At 32.5% G+C, this 19,526-nt stretch carries 15 protein-coding genes; 7 read left to right on the forward strand and 8 right to left on the reverse strand.

Annotated features, from left to right (window positions below; translation table 11 throughout):
* The 4 genes from B4I81_RS10565 to B4I81_RS10580 form a co-directional block, all read right to left on the reverse strand.
* A partial coding sequence (locus B4I81_RS10565) for a hypothetical protein (protein ID WP_414655101.1) occupies window positions 1-512 on the reverse strand: 512 nt, incomplete at its 3' end.
* 145 nt (window positions 513-657) lie between these two features.
* A complete protein-coding gene (locus tag B4I81_RS10570; protein WP_291110459.1) occupies window positions 658-2,367 on the reverse strand; it encodes a helix-turn-helix domain-containing protein in 1,710 nt (569 codons plus the stop codon).
* 170 nt (window positions 2,368-2,537) lie between these two features.
* The gene (odhB, locus tag B4I81_RS10575) at window positions 2,538-3,755 is read right to left on the reverse strand and encodes a 2-oxoglutarate dehydrogenase complex dihydrolipoyllysine-residue succinyltransferase (protein WP_291110461.1); all 1,218 of its coding nucleotides are present in this window, start codon (window positions 3,753-3,755) and stop codon (window positions 2,538-2,540) included.
* Window positions 3,756-3,814: 59 nt separating this feature from the next.
* Window positions 3,815-6,586, reverse strand: a complete 2,772-nt coding sequence (locus B4I81_RS10580) for a 2-oxoglutarate dehydrogenase E1 component (protein ID WP_291110463.1) — start codon at window positions 6,584-6,586, stop codon at window positions 3,815-3,817.
* A 115-nt stretch (window positions 6,587-6,701) separates the two neighbouring features.
* Here B4I81_RS10580 and B4I81_RS10585 point away from each other — a divergent pair, with 115 nt between their 5' ends.
* Window positions 6,702-7,247 carry a hypothetical protein gene (locus tag B4I81_RS10585; RefSeq protein ID WP_291110465.1) on the forward strand — a complete coding sequence of 182 codons (546 nt, stop codon included), beginning with the start codon at window positions 6,702-6,704 and terminating at the stop codon, window positions 7,245-7,247.
* On the opposite strand, the gene B4I81_RS10590 is transcribed toward B4I81_RS10585, so the two are convergent.
* Together B4I81_RS10590 and B4I81_RS10595 are read right to left on the reverse strand one after the other, a co-directional pair.
* Entirely contained in the window at window positions 7,244-7,594 is a 351-nt protein-coding gene (locus tag B4I81_RS10590) for a hypothetical protein (RefSeq protein WP_291110467.1), read from the reverse strand. The genes B4I81_RS10585 and B4I81_RS10590 overlap by 4 nt on opposite strands.
* 106 nt (window positions 7,595-7,700) lie before the next feature.
* Complete coding sequence (locus B4I81_RS10595; protein ID WP_291110469.1) at window positions 7,701-8,675, reverse strand: polyprenyl synthetase family protein; 975 nt, start codon at window positions 8,673-8,675, stop codon at window positions 7,701-7,703.
* A gap of 78 nt (window positions 8,676-8,753) precedes the next feature.
* Here B4I81_RS10595 and B4I81_RS10600 point away from each other — a divergent pair, with 78 nt between their 5' ends.
* From B4I81_RS10600 to B4I81_RS10620, 5 genes are all read left to right on the forward strand, one after another.
* On the forward strand, window positions 8,754-9,434 hold the full coding sequence (locus tag B4I81_RS10600; protein WP_349678574.1) for a TetR/AcrR family transcriptional regulator: 681 nt from the start codon (window positions 8,754-8,756) through the stop codon (window positions 9,432-9,434).
* Between the two features lie 3 nt (window positions 9,435-9,437).
* Window positions 9,438-10,778 carry a TolC family protein gene (locus tag B4I81_RS10605; protein WP_291110471.1) on the forward strand — a complete coding sequence of 447 codons (1,341 nt, stop codon included), beginning with the start codon at window positions 9,438-9,440 and terminating at the stop codon, window positions 10,776-10,778.
* Between the two features lie 4 nt (window positions 10,779-10,782).
* The gene (locus tag B4I81_RS10610) at window positions 10,783-11,850 is read left to right on the forward strand and encodes an efflux RND transporter periplasmic adaptor subunit (RefSeq protein ID WP_291110473.1); all 1,068 of its coding nucleotides are present in this window, start codon (window positions 10,783-10,785) and stop codon (window positions 11,848-11,850) included.
* 29 nt (window positions 11,851-11,879) lie between these two features.
* Complete coding sequence (locus B4I81_RS10615; RefSeq protein ID WP_291110475.1) at window positions 11,880-15,047, forward strand: efflux RND transporter permease subunit; 3,168 nt, start codon at window positions 11,880-11,882, stop codon at window positions 15,045-15,047.
* A gap of 110 nt (window positions 15,048-15,157) precedes the next feature.
* Window positions 15,158-16,153, forward strand: a complete 996-nt coding sequence (locus B4I81_RS10620) for a hypothetical protein (RefSeq protein ID WP_262317115.1) — start codon at window positions 15,158-15,160, stop codon at window positions 16,151-16,153.
* 66 nt (window positions 16,154-16,219) lie between these two features.
* On the opposite strand, the gene B4I81_RS10625 is transcribed toward B4I81_RS10620, so the two are convergent.
* A complete protein-coding gene (locus B4I81_RS10625; protein WP_291110477.1) occupies window positions 16,220-16,564 on the reverse strand; it encodes a toxin-antitoxin system YwqK family antitoxin in 345 nt (114 codons plus the stop codon).
* Between the two features lie 161 nt (window positions 16,565-16,725).
* The gene (locus tag B4I81_RS10630; RefSeq protein ID WP_291110479.1) at window positions 16,726-17,733 is read right to left on the reverse strand and encodes a TlpA family protein disulfide reductase; all 1,008 of its coding nucleotides are present in this window, start codon (window positions 17,731-17,733) and stop codon (window positions 16,726-16,728) included.
* Between the two features lie 91 nt (window positions 17,734-17,824).
* Here B4I81_RS10630 and aspS point away from each other — a divergent pair.
* Window positions 17,825-19,526 (forward strand): aspartate--tRNA ligase (gene aspS / locus B4I81_RS10635; RefSeq protein ID WP_291110481.1); only part of this gene is annotated, 1,702 nt, incomplete at its 3' end.

Consider the following 19,526-nt stretch of genomic DNA (forward strand, 5'->3'; position numbering starts at 1 on the left):
TAAATATCATAATGAGAAGAAGGCACTGGTGATGCCGCTGTCCAAGTCATTTTACAAGAATTGGATGTTATATTTGATACCGCTAAATTTGAAGGTGGTACGCAGTTTGATGCATCCGCACATCGAATATAGCGAGACCTTTCCACTTGTTGACTACCACAACTAGCATTGGAATGAAGGTAATAACGGATAACACCTGTGGTACTACCAGAATCCCATATTACGGGTTGTGTTCCGCTTGCATAAACAACAGTTCCAGTTGCATTTGTAATTGTAATATAATCCGTTGTTACAGAGCTTGAGAACGAATATTGTTTGTTCGCAATTACGTTCACATTGCTGTATTCACCTGCATAACTTTGACTGGTTAACGTCTCATAGTTACCACTACAGTTTGGTGTATAGGTATTAGCTGGAAACAATCCATTTGCTGCAGTAGTACATTGCGCAACAGCATTAGGAATGAAATTCAAAAATGCCAATAGGCAGAATAACGTAATTCTTTTTTTCATTTTTTGATTTTGATGATTTGAAGCTTAATTTGATTAAATTTCCATCAAAACTATATGATATGAAGTACTAGACCAATTTATATATTGGACTATTTATAAATAATCAGAAGATTTAATAATTATTATTTACCTGATTAACAAATACTTAATCTGTATTTTCTAATTTTTCAATATAATAATTAGGAGAAAGTCCGGTTTGCTTTTTAAAAACGCGAACAAGCGTATTGGCGTCTTTATAACCTACTTCTTCCGCGATGGCTTGCAAAGTATATTTACGGAAATAAGGAGCATCTTTCAGCTTTTGAAGTACATAATGAATTCGTAATTCTTGGGTATATTCTGAAAAAGTTTTTTGCATTACCTGATTGAAATATTGCGACAAATAAGCTGTATTGGTATTTAGTTTTTTAGCCACAAAAGCCAACTTGAAATTCGGATCTAAAAAAGTTTCCTTTTGCTCTAACTTTTTTAAACCTAAAGCAATTTTTTCAATAAATTCTTCATCGAGTGTTTGTTTTGGTTGTGGTTCGGTTATATCAATTTGCAGAATACTAATTTCTGAAGTTTTAGATTCTTTTAGATCTTGAATAATTTTTAAAAATCGATAATGTTTTTCTTTCTGATCTTTATAGTAGAAATAAAAACTAAAAACCACAATAACCAAAATAATTAATATCCCAAAAAGTGAAATTTTAAAATAATTCTTAGAAGCAATAACTTTATTAGATTCCTCCTTTATTTTGTTTAAATCGTAGTTGTGAAGAAAATTCAAAGATTTACTTTTTATTCCTTCTATTGACTGAATTAATTCTAAACTTTTTTGGGCGTAGCGATACGCGTTTTTAGCATCATTTTTCTGATTATAACACTGTGTCATAATGTTATAAGTCATTAATAAATTTTCTTTGGAAACCTTAGTGATTTGATAACTTTCAATATATTTACTACAATAAAAAAGTGCCGAATCAACTTGTTTTAAATGATGAAAACAATCGGCCATTCCTAAATCAAACAACTGCTCTGTTCTTATATTATCCTGAATAATAGGATACTTTTTTCTCTTTCTATATAACGACAAAGATTTCTCGTAATTTCCTGCTAAGGCGGCACTTTTTGCTTCGCGCATACTCAATAATGCTTTGGTGTATTCAGGCTGAAAATTATCTTGCAACATCATTGTAGCTGCTACATTAAAATAATGATTTGCAGAATCTAACAACACTTTTTTCTTCGACTGAATGTAATACTTTTGATAAGCTTCACCAATAATATTATATTTATCAGCAAACAATTTCTTGTTCATTACTTTTTTTTCACCTATTCCCAATTTTAAGTGATGCGACGTTTTTAATTCTCTCTTTAACAAAGCAATTCCATTAACATAATCGCCCATAGCTACCTTAATTGAGCCATATTGTTCGTTAAAATGATTATTAGGTACACTGTTTTTATATTTGTCAAGATAAAACAATGCTAAATCGTATTCTCCTAAATTTTTATGGATATAAAAAAGTTTGTTCACACACATTCCAAGTAAATCTTGATACACTTTGCTTGATTTATCCATCTTACTTTTTTCAATACTATCTATAAGTATGATCAGAAGTTTCTTTGAGTAAGTAAACTCTGATTTGTTGTAAAAATAATTGGCTATGTAATATTTGCCATAAAAACGAAATAACTCGTTTTTAGAATTACTAATTTCTAATGCTTCAGCATATGCTTTCTCCGGATTTGAAATAAGATTCTCTTGAATATTTCGGGTTCTACTAATTTCTGATTCACTCAATTCTTGAGCAAGCATCAAATTAATAAATAATAGTAGTATAACAGAAAAAGTAAATTTGTGCATCATGAAAAAATGGTGGCTCAACCTGAAAATTATAGTCCGCTAAAATAAGAATAAAACTATATTATTTTGTAGATTATTCCCAAGATTAACTTTTACTATTTTTAAATATTACCCAAATAAAAAAATCCCAAACTCTATTTGAATTTGGGATTTTTTATTTGGGATTTATATTTCTATAATTCTAATGCTTTTTTCACATTTCCACCCATTAAAATTTCAGCTGGGTTTTCTAATGCTTCTTTCACCGCTACTAAGAATCCAACTGACTCACGTCCGTCGATGATTCTGTGATCGTATGATAATGCTACGTACATTACTGGAGCAATTACGATTTGACCATTTTTAACGATAGCTCTATCCACAACATTGTGCATTCCTAAAATACCTGATTGTGGTGGATTGATGATTGGCGTAGATAACATACTTCCGAAAACACCACCATTTGAAATTGTGAATGTTCCACCAGTCATTTCGTCTACTGTGATTTGTCCATCACGAGCTCTTAAAGCTAATCTTTTGATTTCAGCTTCAACACCTCTGAACGATAAGGTTTCTGCATTTCTCATAACTGGAACCATTAATCCTTTTGGACCCGAAACCGCTACAGAAATATCACAGAAGTCATAAGAAATTTTCTCTTGACCATCAATCATAGAATTTACATCTGGATACAATTGTAAAGCATGAGTTACCGCTTTAGTAAAGAATGACATGAAGCCTAATCCTAAACCATGTTTCGCTTTGAACTCTTCTTTATATTGGTCACGAATTGCATAAATTGCCGACATATCTACTTCGTTGAAAGTAGTCAACATTGCAGTTTCGTTTTTAGCAGAAACCAAACGCTCTGCTACTTTTCTACGTAACATAGAAAGTTTTGTTCTTTCTGTTCCGCGGTTTCCTCCTGTTGGAGTTCCCATTGATGGTACTGCGTTTACAGCGTCATCTTTAGTAATTCTTCCACCTTTACCCGTTCCCACAATTGCAGAAGGCTCTATGTTTTTTTCTTCTAATATTTTTCTAGCTGCTGGAGATGGCGCTTGAGTTGCATACGTTTTTTCTGCCACTGGAGCTGCTTTTGGAGCCTCAGCTTTAGGGGCTTCAACTGCTTTTGTTTCTTCTTTTGCTGGAGCTGCACCACCTTCTGGTTTTGCTGCACCTGTATCAATTAAACAAACTACAGCGCCTACTGCTACTGCATCACCTTCTTCTGCTTTTAATGTAATGATTCCACTTGCTTCAGCTGGTAATTCTAATGTTGCTTTATCTGAATCAACCTCAGCAATCGCTTGGTCTTTCTCTACATAATCACCATCTTTTACTAACCATGTAGCAATTTCTACTTCTTTAATTGATTCCCCTGGAGAAGGGACTTTCATTTCTAAAATCATATCTTTTTATTTAAAAAGTTTACCCTTTGACAAGCTCAGGGTGATAATTGAGTTGTTTTTTATTGAAATAATTTTTTATCAAATACCATAGCGATAGCATTAGCATGACGTTTTTTAGAACGCTCATAACTTCCTGCTGCTGGTGCACTGTACGCTTTTGGTGATGCTAATCTTAATTTTACTAAATCAAAATTCATTAACATATAGCCATAAGCTCCCATGTTTTTAGGTTCTTCTTGAGCCCAAACATAATCATCCACATTTGGATAACTGTCGATAATCGCTTTGATTTGATCAACTGCTAATGGGAACAATTGTTCTAAACGAACTACTGCCACATCATTTCTACCTAATTCAGCACGTTTTGCAATGATATCATAATAGAATTTACCTGTACAGAAAACCAACGTTTTGATTGCTTTTTTATCTGTTACATTTGGATCATCTAATACTTCTTGGAATTGTCCGTTTGCTAAATCATCCATTGAAGATACTACATCTGGATGACGTAATAAACTCTTTGGAGAGAATACTACTAATGGCTTACGGAATTCTGTTTTTAATTGTCTTCTCATTAAGTGGAAGAAGTTGGCTGGCGTAGTTACATCGGCAATGTACATGTTGTGTTTTGCACATAATTGTAAGTAACGCTCCATACGTGCCGATGAGTGTTCTGCTCCTTGGTTTTCATAACCATGAGGCAACAACATTACCAATCCGTTTTGGTTGTTCCACTTGTCTTCACCTGCAGAAATGTATTGGTCAATCATAATTTGAGCTCCGTTAGAGAAATCTCCAAACTGTGCTTCCCAAATTGTTAAGGTTTTTGGCGATGCTAATGCATATCCATATTCAAAACCTAAAACCCCATATTCTGAAAGATGTGAGTTGTAGATATAAAAGTTTCCTTTTTTATCTTTTATTTTGTCTAAAAGAATTACTTCTTCTTCTGAATCTTCTACTTTAACTACTGCGTGACGGTGTGAGAATGTTCCTCGTTCCACATCTTGACCAGAAATACGTACGTCAAAACCTTCTTTTAGTAAGGAACCATAAGCTAATAATTCGCCCATAGCCCAATCTAATTTATTGGTTTCAACCATATTCTTTCTATCTCCAATTAACTTCGTAATCTTACTGATGAATTTCTTGTCAGATGGAAGTTGGGTAATCGTATCCGCAATTTCAGCTAATTGTTTCTTATCAAAAGAGGTGTCAAATTTTTGAAGCATTACATCATCAGAAACTTGTTTGTATCCTTCCCACTCATTTTCCATGAACGGAGTAATTACGGTTAAATCTTTTTTACGAGATGCCTCTAAATTTTCATCTAATTTTGCTTTGTAAGCTTCTTCCAATTCTTTTACAAAACCAGCAGAAATAATGTTTTCCTGAATTAATTTTTCAGCATATAAGTCTCTTGGGTTTTTGTGTTTTGAAATGGCTTTGTATAAAATTGGTTGGGTAAAACGAGGCTCATCACCTTCGTTGTGACCGTATTTTCTATATCCTAATAAATCGATGAAAACGTCTCCACCAAATTCCATACGGTAATCTAACGCAAATAACATTGCATGAACTACCGCTTCTGCATCATCTGCATTTACGTGTAAAACTGGCGATAAGGTTACTTTTGCGATATCCGTACAATACGTTGACGAACGTGCATCTAAATAGTTTGTCGTAAATCCAACTTGGTTATTGATTACTAAATGGATAGTTCCACCTGTTTTGTAACCATCTAACTTCGCCATTTGAATGATTTCATATACAATACCTTGACCTGCTACAGCAGCATCACCATGAACAGCGATAGGTAATACTTTTGAAAAATCATTTGGGTAATTTCTATCTTGTTTTGCTCTTGTAATTCCTTCAATAACAGCACCTACAGTTTCTAAGTGCGAAGGGTTTGGAGCTAAATTTAAGTTGATTTTTTTACCTGAATCCGTTAATCTATCCGAAGTTAAGCCTAAGTGATATTTTACGTCACCATCAAAGTTAGCGTCTTCGTCATAATCTTTTCCGTCGAATTCAGAGAAAATATTTTGTGTGTTTTTTCCAAAGATGTTAGCCAAAACATTCAAACGACCTCTGTGTGCCATTCCCATTACGAATTGCTCTACTCCTCTATCAGCAGCACCCTCAATCAAAGCATCTAAAGCGGGAATTGCCGCCTCACAACCTTCTAATGAGAAACGTTTTTGACCTACGTATTTAGTATGTAAGAAGTTCTCGAAAGAAACGGCTTCGTTTAATTTCTTAAGGATGTGTTTCTTTTGGTCAGCCGAAAAATTTGGTTGGTTATCGTTGATATCTAAGCGATTTTTAATCCATTCTTGTACCTTAGGATCACGAATGTACATGAATTCCACTCCGATTGACTGACAGTAAACATTATCTAAATGTTTGATAATATCTGCCAAAGTACTTGGTTTCATGTTCACGATTTTCGCCGCATCAAAAACCGTATTTAAATCAGCTTGCGATAATCCGAAATTTTCAAGAGCCAATGAAGGTCCGTGAACTCTTCTATCTCTAACTGGATTTGTTTTAGTGAATAAGTGACCACGAGTTCTGTATCCTTCAATTAATTTAAGAACATTGAACTCTTTTTGCATTTTTTCAGAGATTTCACCTGAATCACCCGAAGCTACATAAGAAATTTGCTGAGCAACTTCTTCTGAACCATAATTGGCTTGTGCAAAATCAAATCCTTGAAAAAAACTTCTCCAGCTTGGCTCTACGCTATCTGGATTTTGTAAATATTGTTCGTATAAATCGGCAAAGAAAGCCGTATGTGCAGCGTTTAAAAAGGAAAACCTATCCATAGTGTGTTGTCTAAAAGACCTTTTAATTAAAAATTTACGCAAAAGTAAAACATTTTATGATAATCTTTCAAGGATTTTTATACTTTTATAACATTAATTTTTTTAAAATGGATTTATGAAAAAGAATTTCGTAATGAATTTAACATTTTTGTTAAGTATTGTGTTTTTATTTAGTTTTAAACCTGAAATTTATGCACAAGTAAATACCGAAAATAAAACAAAAAGTGATTTTTGGAAACATGTGCAATTTGGTGGTGGGCTTGGCTTAGGATTTGGAAGTGGATATACGGATGTTATGGTGGCACCAAGTGCTATTTACAACTTTAATCAATATGTAGCATTAGGTTTAGGAGCACAATACAGTTATGTAAAACAACGTGATTTTTATAATGCTAACATGTATGGAGGTAGTCTAATTGCTTTATTCAATCCCATCGAAGAAATTCAAATTTCAACTGAATTAGAACAATTAAGAGTAAATAGAACTTTTAATGATTCTTTCGGAAACGATACTCAAGATTTTTGGAATACGGCTTTGTTTTTAGGTGCAGGATATCGTAATGATAATATAACTTTAGGTATTCGATATAATGTTTTACACCGAGATAGAGATAATATCTATGCCGAGGCGTTTATGCCTTTTGTGAGAATTTATTTTTAATACTTATTTCGAAACCAAACTTTTTGCCATTCTCTTTTTAAGACCAAAAATGCAACTTGTTCTGACAATTCCACTAAATCGGAACCATCTAATTTTTTGATTTGTTCTTCTGGTACGTCAATGATGTAAAGTAAATTCAAGTATTCAGCAAATTTATATTGAATGAGTTTGTATATTTTTTCTTGTACCAAATTCTTAAATTCAAACGGAAAAATACTTGTTGGCACATCAATAGATTCATTTGCCAAAGCAAAATCTTTATTTACTTGTTCAATCAATTTGAAGTACAAATGTTCTTCTTCGGCTTGCGAAATTAGGGCATCAATATTTGCTGGCGGATTATACATTTTCAAATTCAATTACAAGTTCAAAAGTCAAGTTCAAATAGAAAAAACAATATCAATTACAAGTTTTAAAATTGAATTTTGAACTTGATTTTGCCATTGTTGTTGACTATACATTTCTTCTCATTAAATTTTCACCAAAAGCTTTTAAAATGGCTTTCTTTTCATTCTCGATATCCATTTTTTCTAGAGTTTCAAATGCTTTGAAAGTATAATCTTGAATTGCTTTTTTAGTAGCTTCACTTGCTCCAGAAGCATTAAAAATCGCTTTTACAGATTCGATTTTATCATTATTATCTGTTGGTTGAATCGAAAACAAATGCAATAATTGTTGCTTTTCTTCTGGTTTTGAAAACTCAATTGCTTTTAAGTATAAATAGGTTTTTTTGTTTTCAATAATATCACCACCTACTTGTTTTCCAAAGGTTTCAGGATTTCCGAAAGCGTCTAAATAATCATCTTGTAATTGAAAGGCAATTCCTAAATTCAATCCGAAATCATAAATCAAATCCGCATTTTCATCTGAAGTTTCGGCTACAATTGCTCCCATTTTCATTGCAGCACCAACTAAAACAGCGGTTTTGTATTCAATCATTTTTAGATATTCTGGAATGGTAACATCGTCACGCATTTCAAAATCTACATCATATTGTTGTCCTTCGCAAACTTCTAAAGCCGTTTTACTGAATAATTTGGCTAGCTTTTGGAAAGTTGCTGGCTCATAATTTTCAAAAAACTGATATGCTAAAATCAACATCGCATCACCTGATAAAATGCCGGTATTCAAATCCCATTTTTCATGAACGGTCTGGTTTCCTCTTCGCAAAGGCGCATCGTCCATGATATCATCGTGAATCAATGAAAAGTTATGAAAAACCTCAACCGCAGTTGCAGCAGGAATGGCTTTTTCACAATCTACATTAAAAACCTCACTGGCCATTAATGTCAAAACGGGACGCATTCTTTTACCACCAAGAGATAAAATATACTCGATAGGTTCGTATAAATTTTTAGGTTCTTTATTAGAAACAATATTCGAAAAATGATTACCCATTTTTTCTTGATAGTACGATATAGAATGCATTGCTTGAATTTTTTGCTAAAATACTTCAATATTCTGAATTGAGGCGAATATATCAAATGTTAAATTTATGCAAAAACAATGGAAACTATTTTGGTGTTAAAAGTTTCCGATATACATTTGTACCCGAAAATAAAATCCACTAAAAGTGATTTTAGAGAAATGATGAAAGATAAAATTATAAATAAAGCGAAAGAAATGTTTTTGAGACTAGGTTTCAAGAGCATTACTATGGATGATATTGCTTGCGAAATGTGTATTTCAAAAAAAACGATTTACAAATATTTCTCAAATAAAGACATTCTTATTGAAGAAAGTATTCAAGCAGTTCATAAAGAAATACGAGCAACTTTAAACAAAATAGCAGAAGAAAACTTCAACGCTATTGAAGAAAATTTTGAAGTAAAAAGAATGTTTAGAGAAATGTTCAAGTCGGCCGAATCATCTCCAATATACCAATTAAAAAAACATTATCCTGAAATTTATGACAAGGTTTTAAGTATGCAAGTTAGTGTTTGTGAAGATTGTTTCCGACAAAACATCACAAAAGGGATTAGAGAAGGTTTATACAGAGAAAATTTAGACATAGACAATTATGTGAAGTTTTATTACACGTTAATCTTCAATATCAATGAAAATACCATGTTAGAAAAAGACGCGCATGAATTAGAAGTCAAAGCTTTAGAATATCACATTAGAGCCATGGCTACTTTAGCTGGAATAATAGAATTAGAAAAACACCTAAAAAACCCAATTATATAACCAATGAAGAATACAATCCTCATAACTTTATTAAGTTTTACATTATCGGTAAGTGCGCAAGAAATTGCTCCGTTAACGTTAAAAGATGCTATCACTTTTGCTCTCGAAAATAAAGCAGAAGCTAAAAAAGCGAAATTAGAAGTAGAAAATAGCGAATATAAAATACAAGAAGTTCGTTCGAGAGCCTTACCTCAAATTTCGGCTAATGGAAGTATGACATACAATCCTATTTTACAATTAAATGCTTTACCAGGCGATTTTTTTGGAGCACCAGGAACCACTATTTTAGCACCTCTTGGACAAAAATGGAATTCTATTGCAGGAGTATCTTTAAATCAAGCTTTATTTGATCAATCGGTTTTTACGGGTTTAAAAGCAGCGAAATCTACAAGAGAATTTTATCAAATTAATGCACAATTAACAGAAGAACAAGTTATTGAACGTGTTGCAAATGCGTATTATCAAGTTTATGTACAACAACAAAAACTTATTGTAGTTGATAATAATTTGAAAAACACCAACAAAGTTAAAGACATTATAAAAGGGCAATTTGATAATGGCTTGGCTAAAAAAATTGATTTTGACAGAATTACTGTTCGCGTAAACAACATTAATTCGCTTCGCCAACAAATTTTAAATGCGATTACTTTACAAGAAAATGCTTTAAAATTCTATATGGGAATGCCAATGGAAAACAAAATCATCATACCTAATAATGCTTTTGAGGTTACACCACAAGATTTATCTGCAAAAGCAGACGTAACTGGAAGAACAGAATATTTGTTATTAAAAAAACAAGAACAATTATTAACGTACCAAAAAAAGGCGGTTCAAGCAGGTTATTACCCTACACTTTCATTAAGTGGAAATTATAATTACATTGGTCAAGGTCCAGAAATGCCTCTTTTTGCAAAACCAGCAGATGGTGTTTATTGGTCAGATTTTGCGTCTATTGGATTAAGTTTAAGAGTTCCATTATTTACAGGTTTTGGAACAAGAGCAAAAGTTAGACAAGCAAACAACGCCCTAAACTCAATAAAAGTTGATCTTGATGACACAAAATTAGCATTGGATTTAGCATTTGATAATGCAAAAAAACAACTTGAAAACAGTTTAATTACCATCAACAATCAAAAAGAAAATGCACAACTTGCTCAGGAAGTTTTAAACAATACAAATAATAATTACACACAGGGTTTGGCATCATTAACCGATTTATTAGATGCTGAAAACGCATTGGTTGAAGCACAAAACAATTACACTACGGCTATTTTAGAATATAAATTAGCTGAAATTCAATTCATAAAATCTAAAGGAGAACTAAAAAACTTATTAAACCAATAATCAAATGAAAAAAATAATTTATATCGTTTTAGGTGTAGGATTAGTTGGAGCTACAATTGTAACTCTTGTAAATAATAAAAAACAAAATGAAGCCGACACAGCGATTGTTGCTCAAGAAAATAGTAGTGTTGCGGTTCGTGTAGCTACAGTAGGAACAAACCCTGTTGAAGATAACTTTGTTGCAAACGGAAACTTCTCACCTGATCAAGAATTAGAAATGGCCGCAGAACGATCTGGAAAAGTAATTTCGATTTTAGTTAAAGAGGGAGATAGAATAGTAAAGGGTCAAACTATCGCTATCATTAGAGGTGATGTTGTAAATGTAGAAGCAGAAACAGCTAATGCTAATTATCAAAACGCTCTTAACGATTACAACCGATTCGAAAGTGCTTACAAAACTGGAGGAGTTACAAAACAACAATTAGATCAAGCTAGAATCAACATGATTAACGCTAAGTCTAGATTAACTCAAGCTAATATTAATGTTGGTGACACAAGAGTTAAAGCTCCTTTCGGAGGAATTATCAATAAAAAATTCATTGAAGTTGGAGCTATATTGAGCGCTATGCCACCAACAAAAATGTTTGAAATTGTAAATACAAGTTCGTTAAAACTGAAAGTAAATGTTAGTGAACGTCAAGTGGCACAATTAAAAATTGGTTCGGTTGTAAAAGTAAAAGCAAGTGTTTTTCCTGATAAAGAATATACTGGAAAAGTAACTTTTATTGCTCCAAAAGCTGACACTTCTTTAAACTTCCCTATTGAAGTGGCAATAACAAACAATCCTAATAACGAAATAAAAGCAGGAATGTATGGTTCTGTAGTTTTTGGTGCGCCAGAAGGAAAACAACCTGAATTGATGACAATTCCAAGAAGTGCCTTTGTAGGAAGTGTTAGTAGCAACCAAGTTTATGTTGTGGAAAAAGACATTGCCGTTATGAAAAAAGTAGTAGCCGGAAGAGTTTTTGGAGATAAAGTTGAAATCTTAAGCGGCTTAAACAATGGGGATGTTGTAGTAACAAGTGGTCAAATAAACTTAAGTGATAGCACTAAAGTTTCTATAGTAAAATAATAAAAAGACGCTTACTTAAAACCGATTATATGAAAATTGTAGATATATCAATTAAAAGACCTTCTATGGTTATCGTACTTTTTACGATACTATTATTAGGTGGACTATATAGTTATAAACAGTTGAGTTATGAGTTAATTCCAAAATTTGAAATTAACGTAGTTACCGTTTCAACTGTTTATCCTGGAGCTTCTCCAAGTGAAGTGGAAAACACCGTAACCAAGAAAATTGAGGATGCAGTTTCTACCATGGAGAACATCAAAAAATTAGAATCAAAGTCTTATGAAAGTTTATCGGTAGTAATGATTACATTAACCGCTGATGCGGATGCCGATTATTCTTTAAATGATGCTCAACGTAAAATCAATGCAGTTTTAAAAGACTTACCTGACGATGTTGATCCGCCTTCATTAAGTAAATTCTCTTTGAGCGATTTACCAATTATGACCATTGGAGCAACAGCAAGCATGGATGAAATTGCTTTTTATGACTTGTTAGATAAAAAAATTCAACCAATTGTTTCTCGTGTTCCTGGTGTGGCACAAGTTAACTTAGTTGGTGGTGAAGAAAGAGAAATTAAAGTAAGCTTAGATGCAACTAAATTACAAGGATTTGGATTATCAGTTCCTCAGGTGCAACAAGCCGTTTTATCTTCAAACTTAGATTTCCCTACGGGTAATATTAAAACTAGAGAAAACAGTACCACCATTCGTTTATCTGGAAAATATAAATCAGTTGAAGAGTTACGCAATTTAGTTGTTTCATCAAATCATGGTGTTCAAGTACGTTTGGGTGATGTGGCCGATGTTCAAGATGCACAAAAAGACGTTTCTAAAATCTCAAGAATTAACGAGAAAGGATCAATACTTTTACAAGTTATTAAACAATCAGATGCAAATGCGGTAGAAGTAAGTAAAAAAGTAAAAGAAGCTATTGCTAAAATTGAGAAGGACTATTCTAAATCAAACTTAAAATTAAAAGTTGCAAATGATAGTAGTGAATTTACCTTAACTGCTGCGGATAATGTAATGCATGATTTATTTCTAGCTGTATTTTTAGTAGCATTCGTAATGTTATTCTTCTTACATAGTTTACGAAATGCGGCTATTGTAATGGTATCGATTCCAGCTTCGTTAATTGCTACTTTCATTGGAATTTCATTAATGGGATACACATTAAACTTAATGAGTTTACTTGGACTTTCATTAGTAGTAGGTATCTTAGTGGATGACGCGATTGTTGTATTAGAAAACATTCACCGTCACATGGAAATGGGTAAAAATAAGGTGCGCGCAGCTTACGATGGTGCAGCTGAAATTGGATTTACCGTAACCGCAATTACTTTAGTTATTGTGGTCGTATTCTTACCAATTGCCATGAGTACTGGATTAGTTTCTAATATCATTACGCAATTCTGTGTTACAGTAATTATTGCTACATTATTGTCGTTATTGGCTTCATTTACAATTGTTCCTTGGCTATTCTCACGTTACGGAAAATTAGAACATTTAAATAAAGAATCGTTTTTTGGAAAAATTATTTTAGGCTTTGAAAATTACCTAGACAAATTCACTCACAAAGTAACAGACATTTTAACTTGGTCTTTAAATTACAAAAAAACAACGTTAGCTATCGTTACTGTTATTTTCTTTGGTTCAATTTTTGGATTATTAGGTGGTGGATTTATTGGTGGTGAGTTCTTCTCTAAAACCGATAAAGGTGAATTCTTAGTTCAAATTGAAATGCCAAAAGATGTTTCTGTTGAGCAAACCAATTTTATGACTCAAAAAGCGGAAGCTTATCTAAAAAAAGATAAAAACATCGTTGATATGATTACCACAGTAGGTCAAACTAGTGATGGTATGGGAGCTACGCAATCTACTGCTTACAAAGCTGAAATTTTGATTTCTTTGGTTGAAAAAGCAAAACGTGATGACAACTCGTTTATATATGCGGCTAAAATCAAACGTCAGTTAGAAAAAGAATTGGTAGGAGCAAAAGTAAAAACTGTTCCTGTAGGATTATTGGGCGCAGATAAAGCACCAATTGCCTTAACGGTTACGGGGCCAAATTTTGATGATGTAATGTTATTTGCTCAAAAAGCAGCTGCTGAATTGAAAAAAGTTCCTGGAGCATCGGAAGTAAAATTGACTTCAGAAGCTGGAAATCCTGAAATTAAAGTTCAAGTTGACCGTGATAAAATGGCAGCATTAGGATTAAACCTTCAAACAGTTGGTCTAACTATGCAAACCGCTTTCAACGGAAATACTGATGGAAAATTTAGAGCCGGGGAATATGAATATGATATCAACATCAGATTCAATGAATATGATCGTTCTAATATTAATGATGTAAACAATCTAATTTTTGTTAACAACATGGGACAACAAATCAAATTATCTCAATTTGCAGAGGTTATTGAAAGTTCAGGTCCAAGTATGTTAGAAAGAAGAGACAAAAGTACTTCGGTTACTATTGAAGCACAATCTGTAGGTAAACCATCTGGTACTATTGCAACCGAATGGGAAACAGTATTCTCAAAAATGGAACGTCCAACAGGAGTTAATTATGTTTGGGGTGGAGATATGGAAAATCAAACTGAAGGTTTTGGTACTTTAGGAATTGCGTTACTTGCTGCTATTATTTTAGTTTACTTAGTAATGGTTGCCTTATATGATGACTTTGTAACACCTTTTGTAGTATTGTTTTCTATTCCATTATCATTTATTGGAGCGTTATTTGCTTTGGCATTAACTAATAATTCACTTAATATTTTCACCATTTTAGGTATTATTATGTTGATTGGTTTAGTTACGAAAAACGCTATTTTATTAGTTGACTTTGCTAATCACAGAAAAGATGCTGGAGAATCAACATTCAACGCATTAGTTCAGGCAAACCATGCTCGTTTACGCCCAATCTTAATGACAACAATTGCCATGGTAATAGGGATGATTCCTATTGCACTTGCTAAAGGTGCGGCTGCAGAGATGAACAATGGTTTAGCTTGGGTAATTATTGGTGGTCTGATTTCCTCTTTATTCTTAACTTTAATCGTAGTTCCAGTTGTTTATGCAATTGTAGATAGTATTAGAGTGAAACTAGGAAGAGATGTTAAAGTAGATTATGACAGTTTAATGAAAGCTGATTATGTTCATAAAGAATTAAGTGAAGATGGTTTTACACCAAAGCATTAAATTTAATTTATTGAATAAAAATGCCTCAGATAATTGAGGCATTTTTATATTTCAAAATATACTATGTCAATTAAAATAACGGTTTAAAATAAACTCAAAACCATCAATCAATGAAATTAATTTTTTCTATTTTAACGTGCTTCGTTTTTCTTTTTGCAAAAGGTCAAGAAAATAAAGAACTTAAAGAAAATGTTCAATCAGCAATTAACAACAGGTTCCCAACAACCCGAATGTTTGATCTAAAATTTGAAAATTATTTACCAACCGACTTCGATTCAGAATTATTTGACAATCCGTTTGAAAAAGGCGAAATCAAAAATCATTCTCGTTTTAGCGCAAGTGCCAATATCACTATAATTAAAAAACAACGATGGAATATTACTTCTTCTTTTAGATATAGATATGAAGCGTTTGAGCTGAATGATGTTGCAAGTCAAATTGATAATTCGATTCCAGTTTACGATGAAAAACTAAATTATCATTATCTTTCTGGAGCTTTAAGTTTTACTTATTTTTCACAACTGTTTAAAAAACCATTTCTATATAATGCAAGTGTAATTGTTGATGGAACCGAGAAATATGCTGAACGTATAAAAGGTTTTTTTGGAGCAACGATAATCTTGAAAAAAACAGAACGAACCACAATTGGTGTCGGACTTATTGTTTTAGCGGATCCAACTTCTCCAGTTCCAGCTTCTCCAACTTTTTTAATAGATCATCGATTTAAAAATTCAAAATGGAGTTTGGATTTTATTCTACCACAACGTTTTTTGTTTAAAAGAAATTTATTCGAAAACGGAAGAATTTCTTTAGGAAGCGAACTAAATACTAACGGATTTTATACTTACATAAACCAAACCGGATTTGCAAAAGTGTATGATTACAGAACAATTGAAATAAATACGGGTTTAACCTATGAACATTGTTTTAGCAAATCAATAATTGCAACATTTGAAACCGGATTGGCAACAGTTTTCAATGCAAGAGTTTCAGAAAGAGGAAAAAATACTAACAATTATATTTTTTCTAACAAACAAGATGGAACAGGTTATTTTAGTATCGGATTTTCTTTTAATCCAAATTTAGATAAAAAAACTAAACCTTAATTTTAATTATTGGTTAAACAAAAAAGGAACTCAAATTTGAGTTCCTTTTTTTTAGAATTCGATTAATTAGTTTTTAACTAAAACATCTTTTGACCATTTTTTTACTTCAGCAATTCTACTATCTGAAAAATCTACTTCGCTTAATGAAGCATCGCTCCAAAAAAACCATTTTCCAGATTTAGCTCCATTATTATATTCTCCCATCGATTGCTTTGTACCATCCTCATTAAATGCAACCCATTTTCCATGTAATTTCCCGTCTAAGTAATACCCCTCTTGTTTTACTTGTCCGTTATCATAATAATAAGTTGCTTTTACCATTTGGTCAACCACTTCAAATTTTGGCTTAACTTCTTGTGCAAATGACAAACTTGAAACCAATAAAACTATTGCAATTACTACTTTTTTCATACTCTTTTCTTTTATAGGTTAACATTATAGTAACAAATATAAAATTTAATTTACAATAAAAAAACTTTTACTTAACAATTTGGTAACATTAGATAAAAACTTAACATTGAAAAAGCCAATACGTAATGTATTGGCTTTAAATAATATAACTATATATGAAATTACTTCACTAAACTATCTAATAATTCAATTAAAGCTACTGATGAAGGACGCGCTGCATCAGCTTTAATTACTTTCCCATCAGGTCCAATTAAAATAAATCTTGGTATTGCATTAATTCCGAAAGCTTTTATAAAATCTGAGGTCCAGTTTTTATCCGCGAATAATTGTATTCCTCCTAATTCTTTAGAAACCACCATTTTTTTCCATTTTTCATGATCCTTATCGGTATCTACAGAAATACTTACAAACTCAATGTTTTTTCCGTGATATTTTTCTTCTACTTTCTTTAAGTGAGGAATCTCAGCCAAACATGGTCCACACCAAGTTGCCCAAACATCGGTATAGACATATTTTCCTCTTAAATCTTCTAATTTAGTTTTTCCACCTTTGTGGTTTTCGTAATCAAATGATGGTGAAACAACACCTTCCATTTTCTTAGCGGCTACTTTTTGTTTATAATAATCCAATAAGAATTTTTCTTCTTGTTCAAAAGAAGGGCGTAACATGTTAACCAAAGTTTCATCTAAACCTTTTACGTCAATCATTTTTAAATCATCCGCTTTCTTTTTAGACAATGCTTCTTTAAATGTAGCTTCATCAGCATCAAATAAAGCCTCTAAATCCATTTCAAACTTTTCATCTGACATAGCTTTTTGGGCTAAATAATTGTTTTCATTAGCACCTTTTCCTTTATAAACAATAGTTTCATCAAAATCTTTAGTATCTAAAGTTAAAGTTAAATCATAACCATTTTTCAAAAACATTGTTGTCCCTTCGTTTCCATCATTCAAACGGTATAAGCCTCCATCTTTTAAAGCTTCAAAAGTGGTTTGAAATTCCCCTTTTTTATTAATTCCTACTTTTTGCTTAAATGTTCTACCTGAAGAAATGGTAATCGTATCTGAAAATCTATTGGTGATTTTAACGTTTAATGAAACGGTATTAGGTGTATTTTGAGCAAAACCAGAAAAAATTGCTACAAAAAACAAAAAGAATGCTTTTTTCATGTTTTAAAAGTGTTATTTATTGTATCAAATCTATTAAAATTAAACGAATAAAATTAATATTTGTTACTACATTTGCAAAAAATTTCAAGAAATGTACAGAAGTCATAACTGTGGTGAATTAAACGCTTCACACATCAATACAGAAGTTACCCTTGCAGGTTGGGTTCAAAAATCGAGAGATAAAGGTTTTATGATTTGGGTCGATTTACGTGACCGTTATGGTATTACCCAATTAATTTTCGACGAACAAAGAACTGACAAAACCGTTTTTGAAAAAGCAAAATCGCTTGGAAGAGAATTTGTTATTCAAGTAAAAGGAACTGTTATTGAGCGCGAATCAAAGAACCCAAATATGGCAACGGGTGAAATTGAAATTTTAGTTACCGAACTAACAATTTTAAACGAAGCACAATTGCCTCCATTTACTATCGAAGATGAAACCGATGGTGGTGAAGACATTCGTATGAAATATCGTTATTTAGATATCAGAAGAAATCCGGTTAAAAACAACTTATTGTTCCGTCATAAAGTTTCGATGGAAGTTAGAAAATATCTTTCTGACCAAGGTTTTTGTGATGTAGAAACACCATATTTAATTAAATCTACTCCAGAAGGCGCACGTGATTTCGTTGTACCAAGTAGAATGAACGAAGGGCAGTTTTATGCACTTCCACAATCGCCACAAACCTTCAAACAGTTGTTGATGGTGGGTGGAATGGACAAATATTTCCAAATTGTGAAATGTTTCCGTGATGAAGATTTACGTGCTGACCGTCAACCAGAATTCACACAAATCGACTGTGAAATGGCATTCGTAGAACAAGAAGACATTTTAAATATGTTTGAAGGTTTAACACGTCATTTACTAAAAGAAATCAAAGGAATTGAAGTAGAAAAATTCCCAAGAATTACTTACGATTACGCAATGAAAACCTACGGTAATGACAAACCAGACATTCGTTTTGAAATGAAATTTGGCGAGTTAAATGCGGTAGCCCAACATAAAGATTTTCCAGTATTCAATTCAGCTGAATTAGTTGTTGGAATCGCTGCGCCAGGTTGCGCAAATTATACAAGAAAAGAAATCGATGCTTTAATTGATTGGGTAAAACGGCCACAAGTTGGAGCTTCGGGAATGGTCTATGTAAAATGTGAAGAAGATGGAACTTTTAAATCATCAGTAGACAAATTCTACGATCAAGAAGATTTGAAAAAATGGGCTGAAATTACCAATGCAAAACCAGGTGATTTAATTTTAATTTTATCGGGTAATGCAAATAAAGTAAGAACGCAATTATCAGCTTTAAGAATGGAAGTTGCTACTCGTTTAGGTTTGAGAAAATCAGACGAATTTGCTCCATTATGGGTAGTTGATTTCCCATTATTAGAATGGGATGAAGAAAGCGGAAGATATCACGCGATGCACCATCCTTTTACGTCTCCAAAACCAGAAGACATGGCATTAATTGAAACCGAACCAGGAAAAGTTCGTGCTAATGCTTATGATATGGTATTAAACGGAAACGAAATTGGTGGCGGTTCTATTCGTATTCACGACAGAGAATTACAATCAAGAATGTTTGATTTGTTAGGTTTTAGCAAAGAAGAAGCACAAGCGCAGTTTGGTTTCTTAATGAGTGCTTTTGAATTTGGAGCACCACCACACGGAGGTTTAGCTTTCGGATTGGATAGATTAGTTTCTATTTTAGGTGGACAAGAAACGATTCGTGATTTTATTGCTTTCCCTAAAAACAACTCAGGAAGAGATGTAATGATTGATGCGCCTTCAACTA

It is taken from the genome of Flavobacterium sp. UBA6195, assembly GCF_002422095.1.
Lineage (GTDB): Bacteria > Bacteroidota > Bacteroidia > Flavobacteriales > Flavobacteriaceae > Flavobacterium.

Bases quoted from the DNA above. Each gene is read 5' to 3' on its own strand.
- B4I81_RS10605 (WP_291110471.1), top strand. From the start codon at position 9,438: ATGAAGAATACAATCCTCATAACTTTATTAAGTTTTACATTATCGGTA.
- B4I81_RS10585 (WP_291110465.1), top strand. From the start codon at position 6,702: ATGAAAAAGAATTTCGTAATGAATTTAACATTTTTGTTAAGTATTGTG.
- odhB (WP_291110461.1), bottom strand. From the start codon at position 3,755: ATGATTTTAGAAATGAAAGTCCCTTCTCCAGGGGAATCAATTAAAGAA.
- B4I81_RS10630 (WP_291110479.1), bottom strand. From the start codon at position 17,733: ATGAAAAAAGCATTCTTTTTGTTTTTTGTAGCAATTTTTTCTGGTTTT.
- B4I81_RS10615 (WP_291110475.1), top strand. From the start codon at position 11,880: ATGAAAATTGTAGATATATCAATTAAAAGACCTTCTATGGTTATCGTA.
- B4I81_RS10595 (WP_291110469.1), bottom strand. From the start codon at position 8,675: ATGCATTCTATATCGTACTATCAAGAAAAAATGGGTAATCATTTTTCG.
- B4I81_RS10570 (WP_291110459.1), bottom strand. From the start codon at position 2,367: ATGATGCACAAATTTACTTTTTCTGTTATACTACTATTATTTATTAAT.
- B4I81_RS10620 (WP_262317115.1), top strand. From the start codon at position 15,158: ATGAAATTAATTTTTTCTATTTTAACGTGCTTCGTTTTTCTTTTTGCA.
- B4I81_RS10590 (WP_291110467.1), bottom strand. From the start codon at position 7,594: ATGTATAATCCGCCAGCAAATATTGATGCCCTAATTTCGCAAGCCGAA.
- B4I81_RS10610 (WP_291110473.1), top strand. From the start codon at position 10,783: ATGAAAAAAATAATTTATATCGTTTTAGGTGTAGGATTAGTTGGAGCT.
- B4I81_RS10600 (WP_349678574.1), top strand. From the start codon at position 8,754: ATGGAAACTATTTTGGTGTTAAAAGTTTCCGATATACATTTGTACCCG.
- B4I81_RS10625 (WP_291110477.1), bottom strand. From the start codon at position 16,564: ATGAAAAAAGTAGTAATTGCAATAGTTTTATTGGTTTCAAGTTTGTCA.
- B4I81_RS10580 (WP_291110463.1), bottom strand. From the start codon at position 6,586: ATGGATAGGTTTTCCTTTTTAAACGCTGCACATACGGCTTTCTTTGCC.